At 62.4% G+C, this 5,777-nt stretch carries 5 protein-coding genes and 1 pseudogene; 2 read left to right on the top strand and 4 right to left on the bottom strand.

All coding sequences use genetic code 11. The features are described 5' to 3' along the window. Window positions 1-15: 15 nt before the first annotated feature. Complete coding sequence (radA, locus tag GWP04_12715; GenBank protein ID NIA26398.1) at window positions 16-1,296, bottom strand: DNA repair protein RadA; 1,281 nt, start codon at window positions 1,294-1,296, stop codon at window positions 16-18. Between the two features lie 356 nt (window positions 1,297-1,652). Between radA and GWP04_12710 the strand changes: the two genes are divergently transcribed. Together GWP04_12710 and GWP04_12705 are read left to right on the top strand one after the other, a co-directional pair. Beyond that, window positions 1,653-1,976 (top strand): zinc-ribbon domain-containing protein, encoded by a 324-nt coding sequence (locus GWP04_12710; protein NIA26397.1) that lies wholly within the window; start codon window positions 1,653-1,655, stop codon window positions 1,974-1,976. Window positions 1,977-2,040: 64 nt separating this feature from the next. After that, window positions 2,041-2,358, top strand: a complete 318-nt coding sequence (locus GWP04_12705; GenBank protein ID NIA26396.1) for a hypothetical protein — start codon at window positions 2,041-2,043, stop codon at window positions 2,356-2,358. 318 nt (window positions 2,359-2,676) lie between these two features. Here GWP04_12705 and GWP04_12700 read toward each other — a convergent pair. The 3 genes and pseudogenes from GWP04_12700 to GWP04_12690 form a co-directional block, all read right to left on the bottom strand. Then, window positions 2,677-3,932 (bottom strand): annotated as a pseudogene (locus GWP04_12700) (ABC transporter permease). Next, window positions 3,929-5,041, bottom strand: a complete 1,113-nt coding sequence (locus GWP04_12695; GenBank protein ID NIA26395.1) for an ABC transporter permease — start codon at window positions 5,039-5,041, stop codon at window positions 3,929-3,931. Before GWP04_12695 ends, GWP04_12700 begins: the two are co-directional and overlap by 4 nt. Beyond that, the coding region (locus GWP04_12690; GenBank protein NIA26394.1) for an ATP-binding cassette domain-containing protein at window positions 5,038-5,777 on the bottom strand (740 nt) is incomplete at its 5' end. The genes GWP04_12690 and GWP04_12695, both read right to left, overlap by 4 nt.

The following is a 5,777-nucleotide window of genomic DNA, read 5'->3' as shown; positions in this document are numbered from 1 at the left end:
AAGAGGGGCGCCGTGTCAGCCGAACGCCTTCTCCAGCGCGTCGCGCAGACTGGAGGGAGCACCGCTCTTCGGGCCGACCACCCGTTCGATACCCAGACGGGCCGACTCTTCTCGACGCCTTCGCTCGTGAGCGACTGGACGGACCTCGCCGGTCAGGCCGATTTCGCCCCATGACGCCAGCGATCCCAGCGGCCGGTCGAGCAGGGAAGACGCAAGTGCAAGCGCGACCGGAAGGTCGGCACCGGGTTCGGACACCTGAATCCCCCCGACGACGTTCACATACACCTCGTGTGCGGAGAAGCCAAGGCCTGCATGACGTTCCATGACGGCGAGAAGCTGATGAACGCGTGCCGGTTGCAGACCACGGACGCTGCGTCGCGGCTGCGGCACCGAACTCGGCGACACGAGGGCCTGGACCTCCACCAAGACCGGGCGTCTGCCCTCGACCGTTGGGAACACGACCGTCCCCGCCGAAGAACCTCTCCAGTCGGAGAGAAACGCTGCAGACGGGTCCTCGACCTCTGCTAGGCCCCCGCTGCGCATCTCGAACAGACCAAGCCGATGGGTCGGTCCGAACCGGTTCTTCAGCCCCCGCAGAGCGCGCAACCCCATGTTGCTCTCGCCCTCGAGGTACAGCACGACGTCCACCATGTGTTCCAGCGTCTTGGGACCCGCGATGCCTCCGTCCTTGGTTATGTGCCCAACGAGCACTGCAGCAGTTGCGTGCTCCTTGGCATATTGGATGACTCTGGCTGCACACTCTCTGACCTGGGAGACCGAACCAGGCACGGATCCGATTGCGGACGCGGAGACCGTCTGAATGGAATCAACGATGAGCAGCTCCGGCCGCATCTCGTCGGCAACAGCAAGGATCGCATCGATATCGGAATCGGCAACGAGTGACACTCGCGGAGAATCCACGCCGAGACGTTTGGCCCGCAACCCGACCTGATGCAAAGATTCCTCTGCGGTTGCGATCAGCACGCTGCGCCCTGCCGCAGCGAACGAGCCCGCAGCCTGCAAGAGAAGGGTGGATTTGCCTACACCGGGTTCACCACCGAGAAGCAGCACCGCCCCGGGAACGACCCCGCCTCCGAGCACCCTGTCGATCTCACCGATACCGACCGGAGAACGATCGCCTGCCGAAGCGGCTGCGGACGCCACCGGGACGACTTCCGGCGGCGCGACGCGTCGCGTGGTCCGATCCTCGACCAGCGCCTCTCTCGAACCACACTGCGGACAGAAGCCCATCCACTTCGCGGATCGATGTCCGCACGCCGAGCAGAGATACTTCATGTGGGGATGATGCTACCGACGGCGGGTGACACGAATGATGGCGATTGATACGAGTGTGACGAGCGCGACGAGGACAAGACCGCCGAGGAGATTGCCGGCTGTCCAAGTTTCCGCCGTTCTGATCGCGAGAGATGGCACGCGCGTGGCAGAATAGCAACTGAGCGAGGAAGGCACCGTTGGCACAGATTACATGCAGCAACTGTGGAGAGGTCTTCGAGGAGCAGGAGTTCTGCCCCAACTGCGGACAGTGGGTCGGTCCGATTCCATCCACCGGGTACGAGAAGTTTGCCCTCGATGAGCCTCCGAAGGGCCAAGAGGATGAACGACTCGCCCCGGTGACCCCGATCGTCGACGCCGTGACGTGCCCCTCATGTGGGGCCTCCAACCCGTCCACGAACCGTCACTGCGAGCAGTGTGGCGCCCGCCTCACCCAGGGTCCACTGCCGGTAGCACCCCAGCCCATGATCCGCACGACCGCCGGAGCGCGCGCTCTTGCAGTGATTTTCGGAACGGTTGCCGTCGTGGCTCTCCTCGCGTTCGCGTTCAACTCGCTGTTCGGCAGCAAGGAACCTGTCGTCCCTCCGACATCCTCCACCACATCGACGACCATAGCTGCAGTGCCGATGAAGACCGATCAACTGGCGCTGCTCCAGCGAACTCAACGAGAGCCTCTCCTGTGACAACCTCTTCGACGGTCAAGACAGCACGTACTGGAACGACGCCTCTGCGAAAGGCAAGGGTGCCGTGATCGAGGTGACGTTCGCACAGCCATACGCTCTGCAGACGATCGTCTTCAAGAACGTCTCGGACGATAAGAAGTTCACGATGAACTACAAGGTCAAAGGCTTCGAGATCAGTTTCGACGATCTGCCGGACGCCCCGTTCATCGACCAACTCGAGAACACGAACAGGGCACAGCCGATCGCGGTGACGAGTTTCAGCACTACCCAGATCACCTTCAAGGTCACATCGACGTACGAGTCCCAGTCCGTCGACGGTCAGACTCCGTACAACGAACTGGCGATCGCCGAACTGGAGTTCTGGGGCCGCCCGACCAAGTGACCCCAGTTCTCGGTTGATACGAGGTCATCCGTCGGGAACGGTTCGACGGTTGCCGAGCAGGTATTTCGTACTTCGTACTTCGTATTTCGTATCGCCGAGACCGTACGGCGAGCGTCGCGGCTCCTGCTGGTACCAAGAGGATCAGCGGATAGGGATAAGGTGGAGTGCCTGCGGCAGGAGGCCTGACCAGGCGCTGGGGTATCTGATCTGGACATATGCATCTTTGTCAGCGCATAGTCGCGAGTCCGCCTCGCCTGATGAACGCCCTATCCGCGCGTCCTCCAAGTACCAAGTACCAGGTACCAGGTACGTGCGTAGCTAGACCGCTTCCCCTTTTCGGTACCGAAGGCCATCTGCCGCGGGCATGCGAAGCCGCTGGGTGGCCAGCCCCAGCACCAGCAGCGTCGTGAGATGCGGCGTGAAGGCGATGAACTGCGTGGGGACGACAGCGACCGTCAGATACAGGACGGTGAACAGCACGACGAAGAACCCCGTCGTGGCTGCCGGAATCCAGCGGCGACGATAGATCAGCCAGAATGCCAGGACCGCGAGCAGCACGGCGATGAACAACAAGAGCGCGTGCACGGCTTCTTCGGATCGCAACCGGAGGGCGTCGGCGAATCCGAACAGTGAAGCGCCGGCCAGCACACCCGCTGGGTTCCAGTTTCCGAAGATCAGAGCGGCAAGGCCGATGAAGCCTCGCCCTGCGGTCTGGCCCTCCCGATAGATACCGGCCTGTACGAGGACCAGCATCGTACCTCCCAGGCCGGCCATGGCTCCGGAGATGACGACGCCGTAGTACTTCATCTTCAGCACGGATACACCAAGCGACTCGGCAGAGTATGGATTCTCCCCGCACGAAGACCCCAAGGTGTCTTCCACAGCAACCACATCGTTGCGGGAACGAGAAGCAGAGCCAGCAGCGTCAACCAGGACAGACCTCCGGTCATCCCGCGTAGCAACCCTCCGATGTCAGAGATGAAGAACCAGTGATGCGATTCGAGCCACCCGAAGAAGTCGGGACTCTTCCAGCCGAAGAGCTTCCCGCCTGCCAGGAACGGCGTGCTGAACGTGCCGATCCCCGACACGTGGGGCGACTGGGTGGCACCACCGCCGCTGTCCGGACCGTAGGACACGGCAGACAGAAAGCGCATCCCCCCTGCGGCCAGGATGTTGATCGCCACCCCCGACACGATGTGGTCAACGGCAAAGGTGACGGTCGCGATCGCGTGGATCAGACCACCCATCGCCCCGCCGAGGATGCCAAAGAGGACACCCCACCAGGGATTCCCGAACTGCCACGCTCCCCATGCACTGAACCAGGTACCCATGATCATCATGCCTTCGAGGCCGATGTTGACGACACCGGATCGTTCCGAGTACACCGCACCAAGACCGGCGAGCATGATCGGCATGGCCATTCGAAGTGCGGCACCGAACGTGCCATGTGACGTCAGCTCCTGCGTGCCGGCTATAGACTGCACGATGGCAAGCATGAGGATTCCCGAGGACCCCCACAGGGCCGCGGCCCACAGTCGGCGCCTCAGCTTCGTCTTCGGCTGCCAGAGCTTCATGCCACTTCCTCCAGGTCCGCCTTCGCCGCCTCGGCGGCAGCGGCGACTTCCTGGCGCTGGGTCATGCGCGTAACGATCTCGTAGGCGACCACCACGGCGAGCACGACCACACCCTGGATGATCGTCACGATCTCCCTCGGAATGCCTTTGAGATCGAGGATCAGCGCGGAACGATCCATGAAAGCAAAGAGGAACGCACCGAACGCAATACCCACGGGATGGTTCCTTCCCAGCAAGGCGACGGCGATGCCGGTAAACCCGAGTCCCGTAGAGAAATCCTGGGTGTACCTGTGAAAGAAGCCGAGGAGCGGCGAGATGCCGACGAGTCCGGCGAACGCCCCGGAGATGAGCATCGTCTGGATCACCATGCGGTCCGGATCGACACCGCTCATCCGCGCGGCGTCAGGATTGATGCCGGAGGAACGCAGTTCGAATCCGTACCGGCTGCGCCAGACGATCAGGTAGTAGATGATTCCGACCACGATCGCAACGAGCAGGAAACCCTGCATCGAAGGGCCGGCAGGTGGTTTGATTCCGATGGCCTCCAGCAGAGGGTTCAACGACGGGAACCAGGCGCTGTGTGGCAGTTCCGCCGTCTTGATGTTCAGGTCCCCCGGATCGACCTTTCGGAAGAAATTCGCCAAGAGCCAGGCGACCAACCCGACCGCTATCGCATTGAGCATGATCGTGCTGATCACCTCGTGAACGCCCCGCTTGACCTTCAACACGCCGGCGATACCGGACCACAGAGCTCCGACGATCATTGCGACCAGGACGATGAAGAGAACGTGCAGCACGGGAGGCAGGTTGACGAGCGCTCCGAAGTAGGCGGCGAACACGGCAGCCAGGAGGTACTGACCTTCCACACCGATGTTGAACAGACCCATCTTGAACCCGATGGCGACAGCCAGGCCAGAGAGGAACAGCGGCACCGTCCGGTTGGCGATGGAGACCAGCGACGCCTCGCTCCACGCGAACTTGCCCATCTCCGCGAACGCCGTGAACGGGTTCACTCCGACCAGCAGCAAAGCGACGGAAGCGACGACGAAAGAAAACGCCAGCGCTCCGATCGGCGCCAGCAGGCTCGTCATCATTCGGCGCAGGTTCATGTAGCGCTCCTCACGCCGGTCATGTAGGACCCGAGTTCTTCAGGCGTTGCGGTCTTCGGATCGAGCCGTGCAACCAGTCGGCCTCGCAGGATCACGTACAGCGTGTCCGAGAGGCCGATAAGTTCTTCCAGGTCGGCAGAGATCAACAACACGGCCAGTCCCGCAGCGCGGGCGTTGCGTAGCTGATCCCACACCGACGCCTGGGCGCCAACGTCGATCCCCCGCGTCGGCTGTGCGGCGATCAGCACGGCCGGTTCCGCCAACATCTCACGTCCAACGATCAGCTTCTGCTGGTTCCCACCCGAGAGGGCCATCGCCGGAATATCGACTCCCGGGGTCTTGACCCCATAGGACGTGATGATGTCGCCGGTGCGTCGTCGGGCGCCATTGCGATCGATCCACAACCCGCGACTGAACGGCGGGACCGTCTGATGCCCCAGCATGGCGTTCTCCCACAGTGGCTCCGGCAGCAGCAGCCCCTGACGCTGACGATCCTCGGGAATGAGACCGAGTCCTGCCTCACGCCGTCGCAAGTTGGTCCATGTCGTGATGTCGTTGCCGAGCAGTTCGACGGCTCCACGTTCGAGAGGAAGTATTCCCATCAAGGCTTCGACGAGCGGGGCCTGACCGTTGCCCTCCACTCCGGCGACCCCGACGATCTCGCCCTGCCTGATGACGAACGACACATCTTCGAGAATCATCCTGTCGGTCTCTTCGGACCGAACCGTCAGCTCTT

Source organism: Gammaproteobacteria bacterium, from assembly GCA_011682695.1.
GTDB lineage: Bacteria > Actinomycetota > Acidimicrobiia > Spongiisociales > UBA4744 > BMS3Bbin01.
This window is presented reverse-complemented; position numbering and strand designations above follow the sequence as displayed.